1 protein-coding gene is annotated in these 334 nt (G+C 44.6%); it reads left to right on the forward strand.

Annotation, left to right across the window (positions count from 1 at the left end):
• Positions 1-59: 59 nt before the first annotated feature.
• Positions 60-334: IS4/Tn5 family transposase DNA-binding protein (locus ELS82_RS26185; protein WP_279630726.1), on the forward strand; the 275-nt coding region annotated here is incomplete at its 3' end.

Raw genomic sequence — 334 nt, forward strand, 5'->3', positions numbered from 1 at the left:
TTTGAACTAATTGCATGTTCCATGATCTGATCATCTAAGCAATGACAAGGATGATTACCATGACTTATATAGAGCCAACTCTTTGGGCGCAAAAGCAATTCGGTCAAGCCCACCTCAATGACCCAAGACGTACTCAAAGACTCGTCGCACTCGCTGCCTCATTGGCTGAGCAGCCAGGAGTACCCGTCTCGAAACTCATTATCTCTCCTGCTGATATGGAAGGTGCTTATCGCTTTATCCGTAATGAACAAATCAAAGCAGAAGATATCGCTGAAGCGGGCTTTTATGTCACTGCGCAAGAAGCGTTAGAACAACAAACACTTCTTGCATTAGA

The organism is Vibrio ouci (genome assembly GCF_004551525.1).
GTDB lineage: Bacteria > Pseudomonadota > Gammaproteobacteria > Enterobacterales > Vibrionaceae > Vibrio > Vibrio ouci.